At 68.1% G+C, this 23,062-nt stretch carries 19 protein-coding genes; 10 read left to right on the top strand and 9 right to left on the bottom strand.

The features are described 5' to 3' along the window. Nucleotides 1-65: 65 nt before the first annotated feature. From msrB to ODI_RS07030, 4 genes are read left to right on the top strand one after another with little or no spacing between them, the layout of a single operon-like run. A complete protein-coding gene (msrB, locus tag ODI_RS07045; protein WP_067755434.1) occupies nt 66-464 on the top strand; it encodes a peptide-methionine (R)-S-oxide reductase MsrB in 399 nt (132 codons plus the stop codon). Then, a complete protein-coding gene (locus ODI_RS07040) occupies nt 461-1,069 on the top strand; it encodes a septation protein A (protein ID WP_067755436.1) in 609 nt (202 codons plus the stop codon). The genes msrB and ODI_RS07040 overlap by 4 nt, the downstream gene beginning before the upstream one ends. Continuing rightward, nucleotides 1,066-1,335: a BolA family protein gene (locus ODI_RS07035; protein WP_067755437.1), complete on the top strand. Its 270-nt coding sequence runs from the start codon at nt 1,066-1,068 to the stop codon at nt 1,333-1,335. The genes ODI_RS07040 and ODI_RS07035 overlap by 4 nt, the downstream gene beginning before the upstream one ends. A 16-nt stretch (nt 1,336-1,351) precedes the next feature. Beyond that, a complete protein-coding gene (locus tag ODI_RS07030) occupies nt 1,352-2,128 on the top strand; it encodes a peptidylprolyl isomerase (RefSeq protein ID WP_067755438.1) in 777 nt (258 codons plus the stop codon). Between the two features lie 83 nt (nt 2,129-2,211). Here the strand turns inward: ODI_RS07030 and ODI_RS07025 are convergent, their stop codons facing one another. Further along, nucleotides 2,212-2,631: a RidA family protein gene (locus tag ODI_RS07025; protein WP_067755441.1), complete on the bottom strand. Its 420-nt coding sequence runs from the start codon at nt 2,629-2,631 to the stop codon at nt 2,212-2,214. Between the two features lie 133 nt (nt 2,632-2,764). On the opposite strand from ODI_RS07025, the gene ODI_RS22670 reads away from it, so the two are divergent. Then, nucleotides 2,765-2,962 carry a DUF72 domain-containing protein gene (locus ODI_RS22670; RefSeq protein WP_067755444.1) on the top strand — a complete coding sequence of 66 codons (198 nt, stop codon included), beginning with the start codon at nt 2,765-2,767 and terminating at the stop codon, nt 2,960-2,962. A gap of 203 nt (nt 2,963-3,165) precedes the next feature. Here the strand turns inward: ODI_RS22670 and ligA are convergent, their stop codons facing one another. From ligA to smc, 3 genes are read right to left on the bottom strand one after another with little or no spacing between them, the layout of a single operon-like run. After that, complete coding sequence (gene ligA, locus ODI_RS07015; RefSeq protein WP_067755449.1) at nt 3,166-5,277, bottom strand: NAD-dependent DNA ligase LigA; 2,112 nt, start codon at nt 5,275-5,277, stop codon at nt 3,166-3,168. Continuing rightward, entirely contained in the window at nt 5,274-6,326 is a 1,053-nt protein-coding gene (locus ODI_RS07010) for a cell division protein ZipA C-terminal FtsZ-binding domain-containing protein (protein WP_067755453.1), read from the bottom strand. Before ODI_RS07010 ends, ligA begins: the two co-directional genes overlap by 4 nt. A gap of 46 nt (nt 6,327-6,372) precedes the next feature. Further along, a complete protein-coding gene (gene smc / locus ODI_RS07005; RefSeq protein ID WP_067755455.1) occupies nt 6,373-9,903 on the bottom strand; it encodes a chromosome segregation protein SMC in 3,531 nt (1,176 codons plus the stop codon). Between the two features lie 363 nt (nt 9,904-10,266). On the opposite strand from smc, the gene lplT reads away from it, so the two are divergent. After that, nucleotides 10,267-11,568, top strand: coding sequence for a lysophospholipid transporter LplT (gene lplT / locus ODI_RS07000; protein ID WP_067755459.1), 1,302 nt, complete (start codon nt 10,267-10,269; stop codon nt 11,566-11,568). A gap of 81 nt (nt 11,569-11,649) precedes the next feature. Here the strand turns inward: lplT and ODI_RS06995 are convergent. The 3 genes from ODI_RS06995 to tsaB form a co-directional block, all read right to left on the bottom strand. Then, nucleotides 11,650-13,004, bottom strand: a protein-coding gene (locus ODI_RS06995) for an IS3 family transposase (RefSeq protein WP_098020808.1) whose coding sequence is annotated in 2 segments (ribosomal slippage) — nt 11,650-12,548 and nt 12,548-13,004 — 1,356 coding nt in all. Because the reading frame shifts where the segments join, the coding sequence is not laid out codon by codon here. Between the two features lie 86 nt (nt 13,005-13,090). Then, nucleotides 13,091-14,029, bottom strand: coding sequence for a uracil-DNA glycosylase (locus ODI_RS06990; RefSeq protein ID WP_082985496.1), 939 nt, complete (start codon nt 14,027-14,029; stop codon nt 13,091-13,093). Continuing rightward, entirely contained in the window at nt 14,026-15,315 is a 1,290-nt protein-coding gene (gene tsaB, locus ODI_RS06985) for a tRNA (adenosine(37)-N6)-threonylcarbamoyltransferase complex dimerization subunit type 1 TsaB (protein ID WP_067758981.1), read from the bottom strand. The genes ODI_RS06990 and tsaB overlap by 4 nt, the downstream gene beginning before the upstream one ends. 171 nt (nt 15,316-15,486) lie before the next feature. Between tsaB and ompR the strand changes: the two genes are divergently transcribed. The 3 genes from ompR to ODI_RS06970 all read left to right on the top strand — a co-directional run bounded on the left by ompR (nt 15,487) and on the right by ODI_RS06970 (nt 18,320). Next, complete coding sequence (gene ompR, locus ODI_RS06980; protein WP_067758984.1) at nt 15,487-16,221, top strand: osmolarity response regulator transcription factor OmpR; 735 nt, start codon at nt 15,487-15,489, stop codon at nt 16,219-16,221. 61 nt (nt 16,222-16,282) lie between these two features. Continuing rightward, nucleotides 16,283-17,656, top strand: coding sequence for a sensor histidine kinase (locus ODI_RS06975; RefSeq protein ID WP_067758987.1), 1,374 nt, complete (start codon nt 16,283-16,285; stop codon nt 17,654-17,656). 115 nt (nt 17,657-17,771) lie between these two features. Then, on the top strand, nt 17,772-18,320 hold the full coding sequence (locus tag ODI_RS06970) for a peroxiredoxin (RefSeq protein WP_067758990.1): 549 nt from the start codon (nt 17,772-17,774) through the stop codon (nt 18,318-18,320). 22 nt (nt 18,321-18,342) lie between these two features. On the opposite strand, the gene ispF is transcribed toward ODI_RS06970, so the two are convergent. Both ispF and ispD read right to left on the bottom strand, forming a co-directional pair. After that, nucleotides 18,343-18,828, bottom strand: a complete 486-nt coding sequence (gene ispF / locus ODI_RS06965) for a 2-C-methyl-D-erythritol 2,4-cyclodiphosphate synthase (protein ID WP_067759005.1) — start codon at nt 18,826-18,828, stop codon at nt 18,343-18,345. Further along, nucleotides 18,825-19,508 carry a 2-C-methyl-D-erythritol 4-phosphate cytidylyltransferase gene (gene ispD, locus ODI_RS06960; protein WP_067759008.1) on the bottom strand — a complete coding sequence of 228 codons (684 nt, stop codon included), beginning with the start codon at nt 19,506-19,508 and terminating at the stop codon, nt 18,825-18,827. The genes ispF and ispD overlap by 4 nt, the downstream gene beginning before the upstream one ends. Nucleotides 19,509-19,566: 58 nt before the next feature. Between ispD and mfd the strand changes: the two genes are divergently transcribed. Then, a complete protein-coding gene (mfd, locus tag ODI_RS06955) occupies nt 19,567-23,022 on the top strand; it encodes a transcription-repair coupling factor (protein WP_098020861.1) in 3,456 nt (1,151 codons plus the stop codon). Nucleotides 23,023-23,062 lie beyond the last annotated feature (40 nt).

Below are 23,062 nucleotides of genomic sequence, written 5' to 3'. Positions count from 1 at the left end.
CCTGGTGCGGCGCCGTGGTCCAATACCCTTCGATCCGTCCCCTTTGCAGTCCGGCAGGAGACCTCATGCAGAAAGTCACCAAAACCGACGCCCAATGGCGTGAGCAGCTCACCCCCGAACAGTATTACGTGGCCCGCCAGAAGGGCACCGAACGCGCCTTCACCGGCGAATACTGGAATACCAGCACGCCCGGCATCTATCGTTGCGTGGGCTGCGGCACGCCGCTCTTCGCCTCCGACACCAAGTTCGACGCCGGCTGTGGCTGGCCCAGCTATTTCGACCCCATCGACCCGGCGCGCGTGCGCGAGGAAACCGACACCAGCCACGGCATGGTGCGCACCGAGGTGCTGTGCAACATCTGCGACTCGCACCTGGGCCACGTGTTTCCCGACGGCCCGCCGCCCACCGGCCTGCGCTACTGCATCAACTCCCTTTCCATGACTTTCGAGCCCGATCCCGCATGAAGAAGTTCCTGTTCGATCTCTTTCCGCTGATTCTCTTCTTCGCGGCCTATCGCTTCGCGGACATCTATGTAGCCACGGCCGTGGCCATCGCCGCGGGCGTGCTGCAGATCGCCTGGCTCAAGCTGACGGGCAAGGCCATCGAGGGCATGCACTGGGTCAACCTGGGCGTCATCGTCTTCTTCGGCGGCGCCACCCTGCTGCTGCACGACGAGGCCTTCATCAAGTGGAAGCCCACGGTGGTCTACTGGCTCTTCGCCGGCGCGCTGCTCGGTTCCCGCTACCTGCTGGGCAAGAACCTGCTGCGCAAGCTGCTGGGCGCCAAGATCCGGATGCCCGACAACATCTGGGACCGCTTCAACGCCAGCTGGGCCCTCTTCTTCGTGCTGGCGGGCTGCGCCAACCTGTACGTCGCCTTCTCGGGCCACTACACCGAGAGCCAGTGGGTCAGCTTCAAGGTGTTCGGCCTGATGGGCCTGCTGCTGGTCTTCGTCATCGGCCAATCGGTCTGGCTGGGCCGCCACATGCAGGCGCCCGAGGAAACCGGCGCAGGCGCCGGCGACGACCTTCCCGCCAAGCCGCTGGCAGAACAGGAGCGCCAGCCATGAGCGGCGCCGACACCGAACGCATGGCGCTCATCCGCGCCCGCCTGGCGGCCCTGGAACCCCAGTCGCTGGACATCCTGGACGAGTCCCACCTGCACGCCGGCCATGCCGGCGCGGCAGGCGGCGCAAGCCATTATCGCGTCCGCATCGTGGCCGCCTGTTTCACCGGCCTGACGCCCGTGGCGCGGCATCGGCTGGTGTATCATCATTTGCAGGATTTGATCCCCTATCCCATCCATGCCCTGGCGCTGGATGCCCAGTCTCCCTGAAAGGAAGTTCCTTCCCATGAAACGTATCGCCCTGGCGCTGGCGGCCCTGACCCTCTCCGCTCCGCTGTACGCCCAGAACGTCGCGACGGTCAACGGCAAGGCCATCACGCAGAAAAGCGTCGACCAGTTCGTCTCGCTGCTCGTCACGCAAGGTGCCACCGATTCGCCCCAGTTGCGCGAACAGGTCAAGCAGGAACTGATCACCCGTGAAGTGCTGCTGCAAGCCGCCGAAAAGGCTGGCGTGGCCAAGCAGCCCGAAGTCCAGACCGAACTCGACCTGACCCGCCAGGGCATCCTGGTGCGCGCGCTGCAAGCCGACTTCCTGAAGAAGAACCCCGTCACCGACGCCCAGGTGCAAGCCGAGTACAACAAGCTGAAGGCCGAGCAAGGCAATCAGCAGGAATACAAGGTTCGCCACATCCTGGTCGAAGACGAGAAGCTGGCCAACGACCTGACCGCCCAACTGACGGGCAAGAAGGCCAAGTTCGAAGACCTGGCCAAGAAGAACTCCAAGGATCCGGGCAGCGCCGAGCGTGGCGGTGAACTGGGCTGGGCCCCGGCCTCGAACTACGTCCAACCTTTCGCGCAGGCCGTGACCGCGCTGAAGAAGGGCGAGATCAGCGCCAAGCCGGTGCAGACCCAATTCGGCTGGCACGTCATCCAGGTCGAGGACGCCCGTCCCGTGGAATTCCCCCCGCTGGACCAGGTTCGCCCGCAGATCGAGGAAATGCTGCGCCAGCAAGCCTTCACGACCTACCGCAACGGCCTGCGTGAAAAGGCCAAGGTGCAGTAAGCACGACGCGCCTTACGCGTGAAAAAGCCCCGGTCAGTGCATCTGCCGGGGCTTTTTCCTTGCCGGCGCCACACGGCATGGCATCAGGCAGGCAACACCGCGGTTGCCTCGATCTCGATCAGCATGCCATCCAGTGCCAGACGGGGCACGGGGATCAGGGTGCAGGCGGGCGGCGGCGCTTTCCCCCACAGGGCCCCCAAGGCCTGCGAGAACACACCCAGGCGTGCTTCGGAATGATCCACCACCAGCACGGTCAACTTGGCCACATCGCGCGGCTGGGCTTGCGCGGCATGCAGCGCGGTGACGAGATTGGAAAGGGCCTGCTGCACCTGCGCCGCGAACTCCGCGGGCAGCGCGCCGCTGGCATCCTCGCCGCCCTGCCCCGACACGTAGACCATGCGCGTGCAGGGGGAGACGACAGCCACGTGCGAATAGCCGTTGGGACGCGGATCGTACAGGCCGGGCGGGTTGATGAAGGTCAGGGGGGAAGGTGCAGCGGTCATGAGCGGCTCCTGGTGGCGGATGGCCCGGGAACCAGGCTGGCCACGGGCACGCATGCAAGTGCGATACCCGGCATGGTCGGACCTCAAGCGGGCTTGAGGTCAAGCCGTCACGGTTCGCTCACGCCACTTCCTCGTGCCCGAGCGTGCGCGTTATCGGCGCTGGCGCGACGACACGCCCCAAGGCTTCGTCTTCAGCGTCAAGGCGCCGCGCTACATCACCCATATCCGCAGGCTGCACGACGTGCGCACGCCCATGGCAAATTTCATGGCCTCGGGGGTGTTGGCGCTGGGTGACAAGCTGGGACCGATGCTGTGGCGGCGAGCCCGCTGACGCACGGCGCGTGGACGGTCGCGCGCCGCGCGCGGCGCACCGGGACGTGTATTGCTACTTCGACAACGACGTGAAGGTGTGCGCGCCACGCGATGCCCGCAGCCTGATGCGCAGGCTGCGGGTGCCGCTTGCGCCGGTCGCGCCGGCGCAGCGTTGGGCAAGCAGGCAGCCGTGCCCCGAGCCCGCTGTTCCCAAACCCGGCGCTAGGCCACTCCCAGCAAGGCTTTCAGCCCTGCCTCGTCCAGGATGGCCACGCCCAGCTCCTGGGCCTTGGCGAGCTTGCTGCCCGCCTCTTCCCCCGCCACCAGATAGGCGGTCTTCTTCGAGACGGAACCGCTCACCTTGCCGCCCGCCGCCAGGATGTGGCGGGTGGCGTCGTCGCGGGTCCATTCCGGCAAGGTGCCGGTCAGCACCAGGGTCTTGCCGGCCAGCACGCCGCCGCCCTGGGCCTGTGCCTCGGGCTGCGGATCCACGCCCTGCTGCTTCAGTTGCCGCACGACCTCGCGGTTGTGTTCCTCCTGGAAGAAACGATGCAGCGACCCCGCCACGACCGGGCCGACGTCGGGCACCGCCAGCAGCGCTTCTTCCGATGCATCCATGACCGCGTCGATGGAGCCGAAATGCCTGGCGGTATCGCGCGCGGTGGTTTCCCCGACATGCCGGATGCCCAGGGCAAAGATGAGGCGGCCCAGCGAGGGCTTGCGCGCCACGTCCAGCGCCTGCACCAGGTTCTCGGCGGACTTCTGGCCCATGCGGTCGAAGTCGGCCAGTTCCTCGGCCTTCAGCGTGAAGAGATCGGCCAATGATTTGACGCGATCGCTGTCGACCAGTTGATCGACCAGCTTCTCGCCCAGGCCCTCGATGTCCAGCGCCTTGCGTCCCGCGGCGTGCAGCAGCGACTGCTTGCGCTGCGCGGCGCAGAACAGGCCGCCCGTGCAGCGCGATACGGCCTCGCCTTCCGGACGTTCGATGGCCGAGCCGCAGACCGGGCAATGCGTGGCCATGACGAATTGCGTGGCGTCTGCCGGACGCTTGTCCAGCACCGGCCCCACGACCTCGGGAATCACATCGCCCGCACGGCGCACCACGACGGTGTCGCCGATGCGCACGTCCTTGCGTTCGATCTCGCCTTCGTTGTGCAGGGTGGCGTTGGTGACGGTGACGCCGCCCACGAACACGGGCTCCAGCCGCGCCACGGGCGTGATGGCGCCGGTGCGGCCCACCTGCACCTCGATGGCCAGCAGTCGTGTCGTGGCCTCTTCCGCGGGGAACTTGTGTGCGACGGCAAAGCGCGGCGCGCGCGCCACGTAGCCCAGCACGCGCTGGCCGGGCAGGGAATCCAGCTTGTAGACGACGCCGTCGATGTCGTATCCCAGGCCCGCTCGGGCCTCGCCCACGGTCGCGTAATAGTCCAGCAGGCCATCCGCGCCGGACTTCAGCGCGTTGTGGCGCGTGTTCACGGGCAGGCCCAGCGCGGCCAACCAGGCCAGCATCTCGCCGTGCGTCTCGCGCGGCAGCTCGGACGCCTCGCGCACGCCCGGCGCGGGCTCGTCGAAAAGGCCCGGCTGGCTGCGTGGCAGGCCATGCACTTCACCCCAGCTGTAGGCATAGAAGCGCAAGGGCCGGCGCGCGGTGATGCGCGGATCGAGCTGGCGCAGGCTGCCCGCGGCAGCATTGCGCGGGTTCACGAAGACCTTCTCGCCACGCTCGGCCTGCGCCGCGTTCAGGCGCTCGAAGTCCTCGCGGTTCATGAACACTTCGCCGCGCACTTCCAGCACGCGCGGCGCGGCGTCCTTCAGGCGCAGGGGAATGGACTTGATCGTCCGGATATTGCTGGTGACATCCTCGCCCGTGGTGCCATCGCCGCGCGTGGCGGCCTGCACCAGCACGCCCTTTTCATAGCGCAGGCTGATCGCCAGGCCATCGAGCTTCTGCTCGCAGAAATAGGCGGCCTGCGCCTCGGCGCCCAGCAGGCCCGCGCGGCGCAGCGTGTCGCTGACCCGCTGGTCGAAGGCGCGGGCTTCCTCGGGATCGAAGGCATTGCCCAGCGACAGCATCGGCACGGCATGCGTGACGCTGCCGAACGCGGCCACGGGCGCGGCGCCGACGCGCTGCGTGGGCGACTCGGGCGTGATGAGTTCAGGGTGCTCGGCCTCCAGCGCCTGCAGCGCGCGCATGAGCGCGTCGTACTCGGCGTCGGAGATTTCCGGGGCGTCCTGGGTGTAGTACAGGACGTTGTGATGCTCGATTTCTTCGCGCAGGCGCGCCGCTTCCTGGGCTGGGGCGACGCCGCCAGCCGACTTGCCTTGGCTCAAGAGAACACTCGCTGGGCTCGCGGGCTGGCGGCGCGCAAGCCGGCCTGCTCCAGTTGGGTATACAGCACCTGCAGGCGCTCGTCGATGCCGGCGTGGGCGCCGTCATGCAGGGGCCTGCCCTGGTCGTCCACCAGGTCCGCGCGCAGGCGCGCGGCCAGCTCGCGGCCAACCTTGACCATGCGGCCGAAGGGCTGGTCGTCGGGCGGGCTGCACGGCACGTCCAGCAGCAGGCTCAGGCGCTCGACCGTGCCCGGTCCGCCTTCGAAGGGTTGGCCATCGCCTCGCGACAGCGTGAAACGGGCAATGCCTTCGTCGGACAGCCAGCCCAGCCGGCCGTCCAGGTCGGCGAAGCCGATGTCGCGGGCCGCGCGCAGCACGGTATCGACAGGCTGGGCCGCGCCCAGCAGCACCGTCAGGCCCACCTGGGTGTCCAGGGCGGCGCAGGTGTCGTCCAGCCGGGCAGCGCGATCCAGCACGGCCTGCTGATCGGGCCCCTCGACCGTGGCCTCCAGCCTTTCGGCCAGGTCTTGCGCCCGTCCCCAGACCTGCGACCACTCGATGGCGGTCAGCGGACCGCTGCGGTTGGCCAGCAGCACCGCCAGTTGCAGCGACACATAGGATTCGTCGGACCGCAGGCGCGCCGCGTGGCGGCCGCGATCGCTTTCGGCAAAGACGCGTATGGGCTTGCGGCCGGCGCTGCGCAGGCCCTGCAGCATCGGGATCAGGTCGGCGCCACGCACCGAACCGGCCAGGGCGAGATCGATGACGACCTCGCTGCCATCGTCGGTTTCCTCGGTGTCGTGGGCCTCGGGCGCGGCAGCCGCGGCATCGTCACCGGCCGCGTCGTGGCGCGACGCGGCCATGCCCGGTTCACGGCGCCCCTCCGCGGGGCCGGCTTCGCCCGCGCCCAGCAGCGGGTCGTGCTCGGAGGCCGGGAAATGCGCCTGCATGCGCTCGCGCGCACGGCGATCCTGCCACCAGTTGAATCCCAGCACCAGGGCGATGATCAACACGCCCAAAACGACCAGTCCGATCTGCAAATCACTCATTCTTTTTACTCCGCTGCCAGTCCGCGAGGGACGGCGCCTACGGTACTCAGGCCGCCTCGGCAGCCCATTGCACCGCGGAATCGATGTCCACGGCCACGATACGCGAAACCCCTTGTTCCTGCATCGTCACGCCCACCAGTTGCTTGGCCATCTGCATGGCGATCTTGTTGTGCGAGATGAACAGGAACTGGGTCTGTTCGCTCATGCTGCTGACGAGGTTGGCATACCGCTCGGTATTCGCGTCGTCCAGCGGCGCGTCCACCTCGTCGAGCAGGCAGAACGGCGCCGGATTTAGCTTGAAGAGCGCAAACACCAGGGCGGTCGCCGTCAGCGCCTTCTCTCCCCCCGACAGCAGGTGGATGGTGCTGTTGCGCTTGCCCGGCGGCTGCGCCATGACCTGCAGCCCCGCATCCAGGATTTCCTCGCCCGTCATGATGAGCTTGGCCTCGCCGCCCCCGAACAGCCTGGGGAACAGGTCTCCAAAGTGACCGTTCACGGTCTCGAAGGTTTCCTGCAGCAAGGCGCGCGTCTCGCGATCGATCTTGCGGATCGCGTCTTCGAGCGTCTCGATGGCCTCGTTCAGGTCGGCGTGCTGGGAATCCAGGAAGCCCTTGCGCTCGCGCGCGGTGTTCAATTCGTCCAGCGCGGCCAGGTTCACGGAGCCCAGGGATTCGATCTGGCGCGAGATGCGTTGCACCTCGGACTGCAGCCAGTTCACGCGGCGCCACGACTCGTCCAGCGTTTCCAGGTCGGCGGCCAGCGCATCGCGGTCCACCTGGCGCGCGTCCAGCTGCTCGGCAAACTGCTCGATGGCCAGGCGCGCGGCCTGCTCCTGCAGCTGCAATTCCATGATCCGCGCCCGGCGCGGCTCGAGCGAGCGCTCGCGTTGCAGGCGCTCTTCGTCGGCGGAACGCAGTTGCGCCGACAGATCATCCAGCTCGATGCGGGCGCGCGACAGCGACTCCTCGCGCTCGGCACGCAGCTCCAGCGCATCCTGCAAGCCGGCCTCGGCAGCCGAGGCATCCAGCACGGCCAGGTCTTCCTGCAACTGTTCGAGCTCGACGCCGGCACGGCGGGTCTGCTCGGCAGCCAGCTGCTGGTTGCGCTGCAGGTCGACGATGCGGGCACGCAGGCCACGCTCGGTGAAGTCGGCCTCCTGGGCGGCGCGCTCCAGCTCGCGCAGGCGGGCACGGGCAGCCTCGGCCTGGGCGGCCAGGTCCTCGCCCGCGATCTCGGCGTCGGCGAAGACGGATTGCTTCTCGCCCAGCTCCTCGTCCAGCGACTCGAAACGGGCTTCCGCTTCCTCGCGGGCGGCGCGCAGCTCTTCCTGCTGCACGCCGATCTCTTCCATGTCTTCGCGCAGGCGCGCGGCGCGCTCGCCGGTTTGCTGGGCCTGCTGCTGCAGGCGTGAATGTTCAAGCTGCAGGTCGTGCAGGCGGCGCGTGACCTCGGACACGCGCTGGCGCGCCGGGGCCAGCGCCTGGCTGACCTGCTGCCAGCCGGCCTCGGCGCGGGCCACCGCGCTGCGGGACTGGTCGGCGATCAGTTGCTGCGCCTTGATCTCTCGCTGCAGGTTCTCGATTTCCTGCTGTCGCGCCAGCATGCCAGCCTGCTCGGAATCGGCGGCGTAGAAACGCACGCTGTGCGCATCGACCAGGTGGCCGCTCTTGACGACCAGCACCGCCCCCTCGGGCAGGCTGGCGCGCGCGCCCAGCGCCTGCGCCAGGTCTGGCGTGGTGTAGACGTTGCGCAGCCAGTCGGCCAGCAGGGTGCGTAGCGCCGGATCGGTGATGCGCAGCAGGCTGGCCAGCGGCGTCAGGCCGGCAGGCGGCGCCGGCACGGCAGCCGGCACGGGCAATTGATAGAACGCCAGGCGCGCGGGCGGCGCGTCCTCGGCGAAGGCGCGCGCCCAGTCCAGGTTGCGCACCTCCAGGCCGGCCATGCGCTCGCGCAGGGCGGACTCCAGCGCGGTTTCCCAACCCGGCTCGATGTGCAGCTTCTGCCACAGGCGGCCCAGGCCTGCCAGTTCGTGGCGGGCCAGCCAGGGTTCCAGCGTGCCCTGCTTCTGCACGTCTTCCTGCAGCTTGGACAATGCGGCCAGGCGGGCATCCAGCTTGGCCAGCGACTGGGCCTCGGCCTGCGCGGCCTGCTGGGCGCTGGAACGCTCGGCATCGGCCTGCGGCACGCGGGCCTCGAGCTCGGCCAGCGTCTCCTGGGCTTCATGCAGCTGGTCTTCGGCCACCGCCTTGGCACCGGCCAGTTCTTCCAGGCGCACGGGATCCGGCGCCTGCAGTTCGCGCAGTTCCTGCTCCAGGCGCTCGCGGCGCTGCTCCAGGCTTTGCAGCTGGCGGTCGGCGTCGCGCTGTGCCTGCGCGGCCAGCGCCAGGCTCTGCTCGACCTTTGCCAGCGCGCTGCGCATTTCGTCGCGTGAGGCGGCCGCTTCACGCACCCGGCGCTCGGCATCGGGCAGCAGCGTCTGCGCATCGGCCGCGGCGGCCTGAGACGCCTCGGCGCGCGCCGCGCCCTCGGCCAGCTCTTCCTCGGACTGGGCGATCTGTTCGGTGCAGTGTTCCTGCTGGGCGCGCCACTCGTCGATCTGCTGCTGCAACTGCACGCGACGCGCCTGCAGGCGGTTGCGCGAATCGACCACGTGGCGGATCTCGGCCTCCAGCGTGCTGACCTGCGCATTCGCTTCGTACAGGGCGCCCTGGGCCGTGTGCACGGCATCGCTGGCGGCGTAATGGGCCTGGCGGCGCGACTCCAGCGCGGCCTCGTCGGTGCGCAGGGCGGCGACCGCGCCTTCGAGTTCGGTTTGCGCCTGCTCGATTTCCAGCGCCTTCTGGGCGCGCTCTTTCTTGGCCGCGGTTTCACGCTGGAACCAGAGCAGGTGCTGCTTGCGCTCGCCGTCGGCTTCCAGCTCGCGGTACTGGCGCGCCACCTCGGCCTGGCTTTCCAGGCGCTCGAGCTGGCTGCCCAGTTCGCGCAGGATGTCTTCCACCCGCGTCAGGTTCTCGCGCGTGTCCGACAGGCGGTTCTCGGTTTCGCGGCGGCGCTCCTTGTAGCGCGAGACGCCCGCGGCCTCTTCCAGGTAGACGCGCAGCTCTTCGGGCTTGGCCTCGATGAGGCGGTTGATCATGCCCTGGCCGATGATCGCGTAGCCACGCGATCCCAGGCCCGTGCCCAGGAAGATGTCGTGGATGTCGCGGCGGCGGACCTGCTGGTTGTTGACGTAGTAGCTGCTGGTGCCGTCGCGCGTCAGCACGCGGCGCACGGCGATCTCGGCGTAGGTGCTCCACTGCCCGACGGCACGGCCCTCGGCGTTGTCGAACACCAGCTCGACCGAGGCGCGCGCGGCCGGCTTGCGGTTGCCCGAGCCGCTGAAGATCACGTCCTGCATCGACTCACCGCGCAGTTCGGACGCCTTGGTCTCGCCCAGCACCCAACGCACCGCGTCGATGATGTTGGACTTGCCGCAACCGTTAGGCCCCACCACCCCCACCAGCTGGCTGGGCACGGGGATGGCGGTCGGGTCGACGAAGGACTTGAAGCCGGCAAGTTTTATCTGGATCAGGCGCACGGTTGCAAGAAGGAAGAGAGAAGCGCAAGGTATTGCGGATCCGGGCGGACAAGGACCCGGGGCTAGGCCAAGGGACAGCGGCGATGCACGGCGTGGGCCGGGAACAACAGCCCGGCGCGCAGGTCCAGCCTTCAGGCCTGGCGCCGGTTTCCCTGGCGCCACCGGCATGCAAGGCCTGTCGGGACGGGATACCGCGGTGCAAAAGCGGCCCCATCCGGGGCCGTCTTCGTCATCGAGGCCAATGATACCGCAGGCGCCGCCGGGCCCAGCGGCTATACTCGCTGACACTTTTTTCCCAGCGATACAAATAGCCCCCGGCGCGCCCCAGCGGGGGAGTGACGCGGGCACCATCGGAGGCAACGCTTGAAACGAGGCTTTTACCTGGTCATGGGCGCGCAAGCGCTGTCGTCGCTGGCCGATAACGCGCTGTTCATCGCCGCCATCGCGCTCATCCAGGAGCTTCACGGGCCCGACTGGATGACGCCGGCCATGAAGTGGTGCTTCGCCGCCTCGTACGTCGCGCTGGCCGCCTTCGTGGGCGCCTTTGCCGACTCGTACCCCAAGGGCCGGGTCATGTTCATCACCAACGCCCTGAAGGTCACGGGCTGTCTGCTGATGTTCTGCTACGCCAGTTTCGGCCTTTCGTCCACCGGCCAGACCTATCTGGTGTGCGCCGCCTATGCCCTGGTCGGCATCGGCGCGGCCGCCTACTCGCCCGCCAAGTATGGCATCGTCACCGAAATGCTGCCGCCCCACCTGCTGGTCAAGGGCAACAGCTGGATCGAAGGCCTGACCGTCATCTCCATCATCCTGGGCACGGTCGTGGGCGGCTGGCTGATCTCGTCGAGCGTCTCCAGCTGGCTGCTGGCCCACGAATGGGCCCGCACGCTGGTGAGCACCCCCGCCGAGGCGGCGATCCTGGTGATCGCCTTCGTGTACCTGGGCGCCGCGGCCTGCAACCTGCTGATCCCGCACACCCACATCACCTATCCGCCGCAACAGAAGAACCCCATCAAGCTCATCGCCACCTTCCGGGGCTACGTGCGCACCCTGTGGCGCGACAAGCTGGGCCAGATCTCGCTGGCGGTGACCACGCTGTTCTGGGGCGCCGGCGCCACGCTGCAGCTCATCGTCATCGAGTGGGGCCGCTCGCACCTGGGCTACGGCCTGGACAAGGCCTCCATGCTGATGGGCGTGGCGGCGCTGGGCACCGTCGTCGGCTCCGTGCTGGCCGGCCGCATCCCGCTGACCCGCGCGCTGTCCGTGCTGCCCGTCGGGGCCCTGATGGGCGTGGTGGTCATGATGATGCCGCTGGTCTATTCGCCCTGGAGCGTCTACCTGCTGCTGCTGATCACGGGCGCGCTGGCGGGCTTCTTCGTGGTGCCCATGAACGCGCTGCTGCAGCATCGCGGCCACGTGCTGCTGTCGGCGGGCCACTCCATCGCCGTGCAGAACTTCAACGAGCAGTTGAACATCCTGCTGATGGTCGCGGCCTACACGATCATGCTGAAGCTGCACCTGCCCATCAACACCATCATCGTGATCTTCGGCCTGCTGGTCACCACGCTGATGGCCCTGGTCATCATCTGGGCCCGCGCCAACCTGCGCCGCGACCCGAGCCTGCACGGCCTCATCGGCCAGGAGGGGCACGGCAAGGCGCTCTGAGGCCCACGCCGCACGCATCATGCCCAGGCAAAAAGGCGCCCAAAATTGAACTGACCCCCAGAAGTTGGACAGTTTAAAAGGTCAGGCGGCCAAGGCCTGAGTTCGGTATTGCACCGGGCTCAGGCCTTTTAGTTTGAGCCGGATACGCTGGTGGTTGTAGTAGTGGATGAACTGGCCGATGGCTTTCTGTAGCTGGTCGATGCTGTCGTAGCGGTTCAGGTAGAAGCACTCGGTCTTGAGCGTGGCGAACCAGCTCTCCATGGCGGCGTTGTCCAGGCAGTTGCCCTTGCGCGACATGCTTTGCGTGAGGCCACGATCGGCCAGCATGCGCCGGTAGCTGGGCTGCTGGTACTGCCAGCCCTGGTCCGAGTGCAGCAGCGGTTGGTCGCCCGGCGACAGGCGGCGCATCGCCTTCTTGAGCATGTTGCCCACCAGCCCGAACAACGGACGCTCGCTGGTCTCGTAGGCCACGATCTCACCGTTGTACAGGTCCATCACCGGCGACAGATACAGCTTCTGGCCGCGCACGTTGAACTCCGTCACGTCGGTGACCCACTTCTGGTTCGGACGGTCGGCCTCGAACTGGCGTGCCAGCACGTTCGGCGCCACGCGGCCCACCTCACCCCGGTACGAGCGATACTTCTTCGGGCGCACCAAGGACTTCAGACCCAGCACCCGCATCAGCTTCTGCACCGTCTTGTGGTTCACGCACTGGCCAGCCTGGCGTAGCGCGGCAGTGATGCGTCGGTAGCCGTAGCGGCCCTTGTGGCGCGCATAGACGGCACTGATCTTGGCCTTGAGCCCCGCAGACTTGTCTGCCACGCCCCGCGCCTTCAAGTGGTAGTAGAACGTGCTGCGCGAGAGCCCTGCGACTGCCAGCAGCACACCTACGCGATGCTCTTGCCTCAACCCAGCGATCAACTGCGCTTTTTCTGCGCTGCCGCCCTCTTTTGCTGGATCAAGGCATCGAGCTTTTTTAGGTAGGCGTTCTCCGCTCGGAGGTACTCGTTTTCCTTGAGCACCTCCTCAAGGGTTTTCTGCTCTGGGGCTGTGGGCCCTGACGGTTTTACTGACTGATCTGACATGGCTCTGCATCCGCGCCGACGGCGCTCAAGGGCTTCATTTCCACCCTCATGATACTGACGCTCCCACCTACCAATGTGGCTCGCCGAGCGAATATCAAATGCTGCCGCAGTCTGCGTCAGAGACCACCCCTCACGCCACATCCGATTGAGCACCTGCAGCTTGAATGCCGCGTCGTAGCTCGCGCCCTTGCGACGCAGGCCGCACACCCCGTGCTCTCGATAGCTACTTACCCACCGCCTGACTGTGGCGTGACCAAGACCGTGCCTGGCGCCCACCGTCTTCGATCCCCCCGATCCTGACAGATACTCCTTCACTACCTTGAGCTTGAAACGCTCGTCGTACTTCGCCATGCAAAAACCCCCGAAGATTGGATTTCGTCCAACTTTCGGGGGTCAGTTCAAATTGGGCGCCTTTTTGCTGTATCGGCCGAACGGACTCAGCCCGCGGGCTTGTCCAGCGTGACGGCCAGTTGCAGGTCCTGCCAGGCCCGCGCCTTTTCCAACGGGCTGCGCAGCAGGTAAGCCGGGTGATAGCTGACCACCAGCGGAATCCGGCGTCCGTCAGGCGCGTCCAGGTGATGCACCCGGCCACGCAGGCTGGCGATGGACGCCTCGGTCTGCAGCAGCGTCTGGGCGGCGAAGCGCCCCACCACCAGGATGCGCTCCGGCTTCAGCAAGGTGATCTGGCGCAGCAGATACGGACTGCACGCCGCGATCTCCTCGGGCTTGGGATTGCGGTTGCCAGGCGGCCGGCACTTGATGACATTGGCGATGAAGACGTCCTTGTCCCGGCTCATGCCGACCGAGGCCAGCATGGCGTCCAGCAACTGGCCCGAACGGCCCACGAAAGGCTCTCCCTTGCGGTCCTCCTGCTCGCCCGGCGCCTCGCCCACCACCAGCCAGCGCGCTGCCGGGGCGCCCGTGCCGAAGACGGCCTGCTTGCGGCCATGGCACAGGCCGCAGGCGGTACAGCCCACCACCATCTCGCGCAATTGCGCCAGGTCGGCGCCCGCCACGGCGGCCGCGGTGTCGGCCGATTGCGGCATGGCCGGCGCCGCCGGCGCGGCGGCGGATCTGCCGGTCTTGCCTGGCATCAGCGCCTGGCGGGCAGCGGCAGCGGCCTGGCGGGCGGCGTTCGCATCCGCCGACGAAGGCGCGCGCGCCGGCGGCGGCGCCGGCGGGGTCTGGCTTGCCGGCGCAACGGCGGCGGCAGGTGGCGCAGTGCGCGTCTCCCCTGCCGAAACCTGCGTGGCGGCAGGCTTGGGCGCAGGCGGCGCCCCCCAGACTTTGTCGATGCCGATTTCGCGCAGCCACGCGCGCTGCAGCGCGCTGGGCCGCGGCGGCGCGGGCGGCACGAAAGTGTCGATGCCGGTCACGGCTGACGCTCCACGACGGCCAGCGGCTTCTGCAGCACGCGCGCATCCTCGCGCCCGCCGTGGGCGGCCGGGTAATAGCCACGCCGCAGGCCGATCTGCTTGAATCCCTGCCTGGCATAGAAGCGCTGCGCCTGCTCATTGGATGGCCGCACTTCCAGCAGCACGCCCTCGAGCCCCAGGGCCGCCGCGGCAGCTTCGCAATGCGCCATCAGATAACGCCCCAGCCCGCCGCCCTGCGCATCGCGGCGCACGGCGATGACCAGCAGATGCGCCACGTCGGGGGCGTGCATGGCGATGTAGAAGCCGGCAGCGGCGCCGCCGGCCTCGCGCAGCACCCAGGCCGGATAGCCTGCCGTCAGGGCATCCTGGATGTTGCGGGCGGTCCAGGGAAACGCCTGCACGGCGGTCTCGATGGCCAGCACCGCGTCGATGTCGCCACGCGTCATGGGCGACAGCGTCATGCCGGCAGGCAGGGCCGCGCCGCCCGCGGGCCCTGGCGCGGCCGCCGCCGGCCCCGGAACCCGGGCACGGGGATTGCCGCCAGCCCCTTCGGCCCGCTCGGCCGTCGTGAAGGCAACCTTGTCGCGGACATACAAGGGCGCAGCCAGCTCGGCCGGCACGGTTTCACCCCGCTGCCAGGCCGCCAGGCCCAGGCGCGCCACGGCGTCGGCGCCGGGCCGCAAGGCCGGGTCGCGCTCGCAGAGCGCGGGCAGGGCCATCTGGCCGGCATAGGCCTCCCAGGCATCGCCGGCAACCCGCACAGGCAGGCTGGTTTCGTCCACGCCCCATGCAGGCAGCATGGCCGCCAGCCAGTCCGGGACTGCCGCCGCTGGCATCAGCAGGGGCTCCACCAGGGTCTGCCAGGGTGCCTCCCCGGCCGCGCCACGGCGATAGGCGGCCAGGTAGACCTCTTCCATGCGGGCGTCCAGCGCCACCACCACGACCTGGCCGGGCCCGGCGGTGCTCTGGCTGGCTACCGCCAGATGGGACACCACCGGCAGCACCGGCAGGTCCAGGGCGAATGCCAGGCCCTGCGTCACGCCGCAGGCCACCCGCAAGCCGGTGAAGCCGCCCGGCCCCTGGCCGAAGGCCACGGCGCCCAGGTCCGCACGGCGCAGGCCGGCCTCGGCCAACAGGGCATCGGCCATCGGCAGCAGGCGCTCGGCATGTTCCTGGGAACCTTCGTGCTCGCGAAGCGTCACCTGTACTTCCCCTTTACACAGGCGCAACAGGGCCACGCCGCAACGCGACGAAGAGGTTTCCAGGGCAAGCAGGTTCAGCATCATGGAACCGGATTGTAAAGAACTGCGGCCCCGTGCCGCGAACGTTCATGTTCAGCCCTTCGTAAACTCCGTACGTTACTGAAAAATCGCGGCTTTTGTACTGATGACTGCTTTGTGTAATATCTTGTGTAAACCCACTAGCGGCCGTTTCCCGGCACTGTTACATTCGCGGCCATGAACACACAGACCTCCAATCCCTCCCGTAAAGTCCTCGTCGTCGACGATGACCCCCGCCTGCGCGATCTGCTGCGGCGCTATCTTTCGGAACAAGGCTTCAATGTGTTCGTCGCCGAGGATGCCAAGGAAATGGGCAAACTCTGGCAACGGGAACATTTCGATCTGCTCGTGCTGGATCTGATGCTCCCTGGCGAAGACGGCCTGTCCATCTGCCGCCGACTCCGGGGCGGGCACGACAACACGCCCATCATCATGCTCACCGCGAAGGCCGAGGAAATCGACCGTATCGTGGGCCTGGAAATGGGTGCGGACGACTACCTGTCCAAGCCTTTCAATCCGCGCGAACTGCTGGCCCGCATCAATGCGATCCTGCGCCGCCGCGGCACCGAAGAGCATCCGGGCGCGCCCAGCCAGGAAAACGAGTCCATCGCTTTCGGACCGTACACCCTGAACCTGTCGACCCGCACGCTCATGCGCAACGGCGAGACCGTGCCCATCACCACCGGTGAGTTCTCGGTGCTGAAGGTGTTCGCGCGCCATCCCAAGATCCCGCTGTCGCGCGACAAGTTGATGGAACTGGCGCGTGGCCGCGAATACGAAGCCTTCGATCGCAGCCTGGACGTCCAGATCTCGCGCCTGCGCAAGCTGATCGAGCCGAATCCTTCCAAGCCTGTCTTCATCCAGACGGTCTGGGGCCTGGGTTACGTCTTCGTCCCCGACGGCGGTGGCTGATACCCGGTCTGGCGCGGCCGGCGCGGCATCTCGCCACGCCGGTCCCCGCCGCCCATCCGCCTTGCGCGCCCTGGCTTTACGCCTGCGTCTGGGACTTTTCAGTCGTACCTTCCTGCTGCTGGCAGCCTTGATGCTGCTGAGCCTGGGCGCGTGGCTGCAAGTGTTCTTCAGTATGGAAATGGGACCGCGCGCCACGCAAATGGGCCAGCGCGTGGTGACGACCGTGAACATCACGCGCACGGCGTTGACCTATTCCGCCGAGGATGACCGCAGCAAGATGCTGCTGGATCTTGCCACCAACGAGGGCATCCAGGTCTATCCCCGTGCGCCCGGCGACGTCATCTCCCCCCTGCCCCCCGACAGCTACTGGCAACGCGTCGCCGCGCACATTTCCGCGCGCTTCGGCCCGACCACGCTGCTGGGCTGGTCGGTCAACGAGGTGCCGGGCTTCTGGGTCAGCTTCGAGATCAACAACGACAGCTACTGGCTGGTCTTCGAACGCGAACAGATCGGCCTGACCGGTGGCATCGAATGGCTGGGCTGGGCTGCCGCGGCGCTGCTGCTGTCGCTGATCGGCGCGGCCGTCAGCGTGGGCTTCGTCAACCGGCCGCTGTCACGGCTGGCCAAGACGGCCCAGATACTGTCGCGCGGCGAAACGCCGCCGCCGCTGCCCGAGACCGGTCCCATCGAGATCCGCGAACTGAACGCCAGCTTCAACCGCATGGCGCGCGACATCCGCCAGGCAGAGGCCGACCGCGAGCTCATGCTGGCGGGCATCTCGCACGACCTGCGCACGCCGCTGGCGCGCATGCGCCTGGAAATCGAGATGAGCGGCGTCACGGAAGAAGCGCGCCTCGCCATCGACGAGGACCTGGCCCAGATCGACCACAGCATCGGCCAGTTGATGGATTACGCCCGCCCGGCCGGCGCGCTGCCGCAGATGGCCACGGACATCTCCCAGGCGCTGAGCGAGCTCTACGACCGCGAGCGCAGCCACACCGAGTCCATGGGCGGCGAACTCATCGCCAGCATCGAGCCCGAGCAACTGGTGCGCATCACGCCGCTGGACCTGAAACGCCTGGTCAGCAACCTGATCGAGAACGCGCGCCGCTACGGCAAATCGGTCGATGGCCGCGCCTACATTTCGCTCAACGTCCAGGCCGAGGGAAGCCTGGTGGCCATCGAGGTCTCGGACCGTGGCCCCGGCATCCCGGCCGATGACATCCCCCGCATGCTGCGCCCCTTCTCGCGCGGCGATACCGCCCGCACGGGCGTGAGCGGGGCGGGCCTGGGCCTGTCCATCGTGGACCGCCTGCTGGGCCAGGTGGGCGGCACGCTCAAGCTGCTGCCGCGCGAAGACGGCGGGCTCACCGCCCGCATCGAACTGCCGAAAGCCCGTCTGCGCACCTTCCAGCTCGACGCCGAGAATCCCTGAGCCGATCCGCGCCCAGGGGCTGCCGCCCATGCCGCCCGGCGGCGGCCCATCCCGTAGAATGCCTGCAACAGGGGCCGCCGCCTCCCGCGGCCCCGGTCAACCCGCAGGAGAACCCATGAAAACCGTCGGCGACAAGCTCGAGCCCTTCCGGGTCATCGGCGTCAAACCCGGCTTCAATCAACACGAGGAAAACGGCGTTTCGGCTTTCGAGGACATCACCGAAAGCGCCTTCCCCGGCAAGTGGAAGGTGATCTACTTCTATCCCAAGGACTTCACTTTCGTGTGCCCGACCGAACTGGTGGGATTCAACAACCTGCTGGCCGAGTTCGAAGACCGCGAAACGGTCCTGCTGGCGGGCTCCACCGACAACGAATACGTGAAGCTGGCCTGGCGGCGCGAGCACCCCGATCTCAGCAAACTGGGGCATTACCAGTTCGCCGACACCAATGGCGCCTTGATCGATCAATTGGGCATCCGCGACCGGCACACGGGCGTGGCCCTGCGCGCGACCTTCGTGGTGGACCCCGACAACGTGATCCAGCACGTGTCCGTCAACAGCGAGAATGTCGGCCGCAATCCCGAGGAAGTCCTGCGCGTGCTGGACAGCCTGCAGACCGAGGGCCTGTGCGCGTGCAGCCGCCGGATCGGCGGCGCCACGCTCTAGGTACCAAAGGGCTCGAGGGGCCTCAGGCGCGCGCGATGAGCGCGACCACCGTGGCTGCGATCCCTTCCTTGCGGCCAAGGTAGCCCAGGTGCTCGTTGGTCTTGGCCTTCACGTTCACCGCCCCGGCCTCCACTTCCAGATCGGCCGCGATGTTCGCCACCATGGCGGCAGCGTGCGGCCCGATCTTGGGGGCCTGCGCATGCACCGTGGCATCGACGTTGACGACCCGCCAGCCCGCCTCCCGCACCTTGCCCCAGGCCGCGCGCAGCAGCACGCGGCTGTCGGCGCCCTTGTAGGCCGGATCCGTATCGGGGAAATGACGGCCGATGTCGCCCAGGCCGGCCGCGCCCAGCACGGCATCGGTCACGGCGTGCAGCAGCACGTCGGCGTCGGAGTGGCCCTGCAGCCCGTGGGTATGCGGGATCGTGACGCCCCCGATGATGAGCGGACGGCCCGTCACCAACGCGTGCACGTCGAAACCCTGTCCCACCCGGAACGCGAAAGTCATAGCCACTTCTCCATCCATTCGAAATCTTCGGGCCAGGTCAGCTTGGCATTGCGCGCCGCGCCCCTGACCAGCAGGGGCTTGTGGCCAGCCGCTTCCATTGCGCTGGCTTCGTCGGTCACCGGCGTATGGCGCAAGGCGGCGCTGCGCAGGGCCTGACGCAGGGCGCCGGCGCGGAACATCTGCGGGGTCTGCGCCAGCCACAAGGCCTCGCGCGGCACGGTGCGCGACACGCGCTCGGTCCCTTCCTTCACCGTATCGGCCACCGGCAAGGCCAGCAGCCCGCCGGTGCCGTCGGACAGGCAGGCGTCGATCAGCCGGCCCAGCGCGTCGGCAGGCAGGCCCGGCCGCGCCGCGTCGTGCACCAGCGCCCAGTCGCGCTCGCCGATATCGGGCTCGCGCAAGGCATTCAGGACCGTGTCGGCGCGCGTGCTCCCCCCGCAGGGCCGCACGACCGTGCGCGGCAGGCCGGCCAGGACGGCCTCGGCCCGCACGTCGCCGGGCGCCACGGCCACCCGGACCTGGCTGATGCGCCGGTCCGCGAGCAGGGCCTTGACGGCCAGGCGCAGCATGGGCTCGCCGGCCAGCAGGCGATATTGCTTGGGCGGGGTCTGGCCGCCCTGCGCATTGGCGCGGGCGCCGACGCCGGCGGCGGGGACGATGGCGATGATTCTGTCAGACATGGCGGAGGATTTTATAATCATCGGCGCGATGTCCACTTCAGCCTCCCCCCCAGCCGATATGCCGGCCGTTCCGGTTCCCGCCACCGCCTCCGTCCTTGCCGCCCTGAAACCCGGCCTGCGCCATGCCCAGCCGCGTCCCCCGGGCGCGGGCGACGCCTGGTGGCTGGCCGATATTGCCCACCAGGGCAAGCGCCCGCTGGTCATCCTGACCGCCGAACCGCTGGAGGCCCAGCGCCTGGCCGAGGAGATCCGGCTGTTCGCACCCGGCCTGCGCGTGCGCCAGCTGCCCGATTGGGAAACCCTGCCCTACGACAGCTTCTCGCCGCACCAGGACCTGATTTCCGAGCGCCTGCAGACCCTGCATTCGCTCATGCAGCGGCAGGTGGACGTGCTGACCGTGCCGGTCACCACCGCGCTGTACCGCCTGGCGCCGCCCGCCTTCCTGGCCGCCTACACCTTCGCCTTCAAGCAGGGCGACCGGCTGGACCAGGCGGCGCTGCGCGCCCAGCTCACGCTGGCCAATTATTCGCACGTCGACCAGGTCACCGCGCCCGGGGAATTCTGCCTGCGCGGCGGACTGATCGACCTCTTCCCGATGGGCTCGGCGCTGCCCTACCGGCTGGACCTCTTCGACGACCAGATCGAATCCATCCGCGCCTTCGATGTGGACACCCAGCGCAGCCTGTATCCGGTGCGCGAGGTGCAATTGCTGCCGGGCCGGGAATTTCCCATGGACGAGGCAGCGCGCAATCATTTCCGCGCGCGCTTTCGTGAAGTGTTCGAAGGCGACCCCTCGCGCGCCCTGCCCTATCGCGACATGGGCAACGGCATTCCGTTTGCCGGCGTCGAGTACTACCTGCCGCTGTTCTTCGACGACACGGCAACCTTGTTCGACTATCTGGCGGCCGACACCCTGGTGGTGTCGCAAGGCGACGCCGACGATGCCATCCGCCGCTTCGCGCAAGATACGCAGACCCGCTACCAGTTCCTGAAGAGCGACCGCGAACGGCCCGTGCTGCCGCCCGAACAGCTGTTCCTGTCCGGTGAGGCGCTGTTTGGCCACCTGAAGGGCTTCGCACGGCTGGCGCTGGACGCCGGCGCATGCCACCCTGATTTCGGCCCCGCCCCCGCCGTGGCGGTGGCGCGCCGCGCGGAAGACCCGCTCGGCAAGCTGCGCGCGCTGGTGGAAGAGGCCCGTACCGGACAAGGCGCGCGCCGCGTGCTGCTGTGCGCCGACTCGGCGGGCAGGCGCGAGACCCTCACCCAGATGCTGGCCGAGCACGCGCTTGCGCCCGACACGCAGACCGACACCATCGCCGCCTTCCTGGCCTCGCCCGCGCCCTTCGGCCTGACCGTGGCGCCCCTGTCGGCGGGCTTCACGCTCGCCTCGGGCGGCGTGCTGTTCCTGACCGAGAGCGACCTCTATCCTGGCCATGCCGGGGGGCCGCGGCGCGGCCGCCGCGCGCAGGAGCGCACCAGCAATGTCGAAGCGATGGTGCGCGACCTGTCGGAGCTGCGCGCCGGCGACCCGGTGGTCCATGCGCAGCACGGCATCGGCCGGTATCACGGCCTCGTCAGCATGGACATGGGCGAAGGCGAGATGGAGTTCCTCCATCTGGAATACGCCAGCGGCAGCACGCTCTATGTGCCGGTCTCGCAACTGCACGTCATCGCCCGCTACAGCGGCGCCGACCCTGAGTCCGCGCCGCTGCACCAGCTGGGCTCGGGCCAATGGGACAAGGCGCGCCGCAAGGCCGCCAAGCAGGTGCGCGACACCGCCGCCGAGCTGCTGGACCTGTATGCCCGCCGCGCCGCGCGCGAGGGCTACACCTTCAAGCTGCCGCCCGGCGACTATGAACTCTTCGCCGAAGGCTTCGGCTTCGAGGAAACCCCCGACCAGGCGGCCGCCATCAAGTCGGTGATCGAAGACATGACCTCCGGCAGGCCCATGGACCGCCTCGTCTGCGGCGACGTGGGTTTCGGCAAGACGGAAGTGGCGCTGCGCGCGGCCTTCGTGGCCGTGGCCAACAGCAAGCAGGTCGCCATCCTGTGCCCCACCACGCTGCTGGCCGAGCAGCACGCCCAGACGTTTACCGACCGCTTCGCCGACTGGCCCGTGAAGGTCGTGGAACTGTCCCGCTTCCGCTCGGCCAAGGAGGTCGCCGCCGCCATCGAGGGCATCAACAGCGGCCAGGTCGACATCGTCATCGGCACGCACAAGCTGCTGTCGAAGGACGTCCGCTTCAAGCGCCTGGGCCTGTGCATCATCGACGAGGAACACCGTTTCGGCGTGCGCCAGAAGGAATCGCTGAAGGCGCTGCGCGCCGAGGTCGACGTGCTGACGCTGACCGCCACGCCCATCCCACGCACGCTGGGCATGTCGCTGGAAGGCATCCGCGACTTCTCGGTCATCGCCACCGCCCCGCAGAAGCGCCTGGCCATCAAGACCTTCGTGCGGCGCGAGGACGGCAGCACCATCCGCGAAGCGCTGCTGCGCGAATTGAAGCGCGGCGGCCAGGCCTACTTCCTGCACAACGAAGTCGAGACCATCCACAACCGCCGCGCGCGGCTGGAAGAGCTGGTGCCCGAAGCGCGCATCGCCGTGGCCCATGGCCAGATGCCCGAGCGCGAGCTGGAGCAGGTCATGAAGGGCTTCTACCAGCAGAAGTTCAACGTGTTGCTGTGCACGACGATCATCGAGACGGGCATCGACGTGCCCAGCGCCAACACCATCGTCATCCACCGCTCGGACCGTTTCGGCCTGGCGCAGCTGCACCAGCTGCGCGGCCGCGTGGGCCGCTCGCATCACCAGGCCTACGCCTATCTGCTGACGCCTGGCGAAGACGCCATCACCAGCAATGCCAAGAAGCGGCTGGAGGCCATCCAGGCCATGGAGGAGCTGGGCTCGGGCTTCTACCTGGCCATGCACGACCTGGAAATCCGCGGCACGGGCGAAGTCCTCGGCGACTCGCAGTCCGGCAACATCCACGAGGTGGGCTTCTCGATGTACAACGAGATGCTCAACGAGGCCGTCCGCGCGCTGAAGGCCGGCGAGGAGCCGGATCTCGACGCGCCGTTCTCGGCGGGCTGCGAGGTCAACCTGCATGTCCCGGCCCTGCTGCCCTCCGACTATTGCGGCGACGTGCATGCCCGCCTGTCGCTCTACAAGCGGCTGTCGCACGTCACCGACGAGGAAGGCCTCATCGATATCCAGGAAGAGCTGGTGGACCGCTACGGCAAGCTGCCCGAGCCCGCCCGCGCGCTGCTGGCCACGCACCGGCTGCGCCTGGCGGCCGAGCCGCTGGGCATCCAGAAGATCGACGCCAGCGAAACGCAGGCCCTGCTGCAGTTCAAGGCCAAGACGCCCGTGGATCCGGTGCGGATCATCGAACTGGTCCAGAAGCAGCGCCACGTCCGCCTGTCCGGCCAGGATCGCCTGAAGATCGAGATCAAGGCGCCCGACCTGGTTTCCCGTGTAGAGGCGGTGCGCACCGTGCTGCGTGCGCTGGCCTGAGCCGCTCCCCACCCTGCTACCATTCCTCCTGGCTTTCTCC

It is taken from the genome of Orrella dioscoreae (genome assembly GCF_900089455.2).
Classification (GTDB): Bacteria; Pseudomonadota; Gammaproteobacteria; order Burkholderiales; family Burkholderiaceae_B; genus Orrella; species Orrella dioscoreae.
Note: the sequence above shows the minus strand (reverse complement) of the source record. Positions and strands in the feature narration are given on the sequence as shown.

Coding starts and splice junctions, on each gene's coding strand:
- msrB (WP_067755434.1), top strand. CDS start 66: ATGCAGAAAGTCACCAAAACCGACGCCCAATGGCGTGAGCAGCTCACC.
- ODI_RS07040 (WP_067755436.1), top strand. CDS start 461: ATGAAGAAGTTCCTGTTCGATCTCTTTCCGCTGATTCTCTTCTTCGCG.
- ODI_RS07035 (WP_067755437.1), top strand. CDS start 1,066: ATGAGCGGCGCCGACACCGAACGCATGGCGCTCATCCGCGCCCGCCTG.
- ODI_RS07030 (WP_067755438.1), top strand. CDS start 1,352: ATGAAACGTATCGCCCTGGCGCTGGCGGCCCTGACCCTCTCCGCTCCG.
- ODI_RS07025 (WP_067755441.1), bottom strand. CDS start 2,631: ATGACCGCTGCACCTTCCCCCCTGACCTTCATCAACCCGCCCGGCCTG.
- ODI_RS07010 (WP_067755453.1), bottom strand. CDS start 6,326: ATGAGTGATTTGCAGATCGGACTGGTCGTTTTGGGCGTGTTGATCATC.
- tsaB (WP_067758981.1), bottom strand. CDS start 15,315: ATGATGCTGAACCTGCTTGCCCTGGAAACCTCTTCGTCGCGTTGCGGC.
- ompR (WP_067758984.1), top strand. CDS start 15,487: ATGAACACACAGACCTCCAATCCCTCCCGTAAAGTCCTCGTCGTCGAC.
- ODI_RS06970 (WP_067758990.1), top strand. CDS start 17,772: ATGAAAACCGTCGGCGACAAGCTCGAGCCCTTCCGGGTCATCGGCGTC.
- ispF (WP_067759005.1), bottom strand. CDS start 18,828: ATGACTTTCGCGTTCCGGGTGGGACAGGGTTTCGACGTGCACGCGTTG.
- ispD (WP_067759008.1), bottom strand. CDS start 19,508: ATGTCTGACAGAATCATCGCCATCGTCCCCGCCGCCGGCGTCGGCGCC.
- mfd (WP_098020861.1), top strand. CDS start 19,567: ATGCCGGCCGTTCCGGTTCCCGCCACCGCCTCCGTCCTTGCCGCCCTG.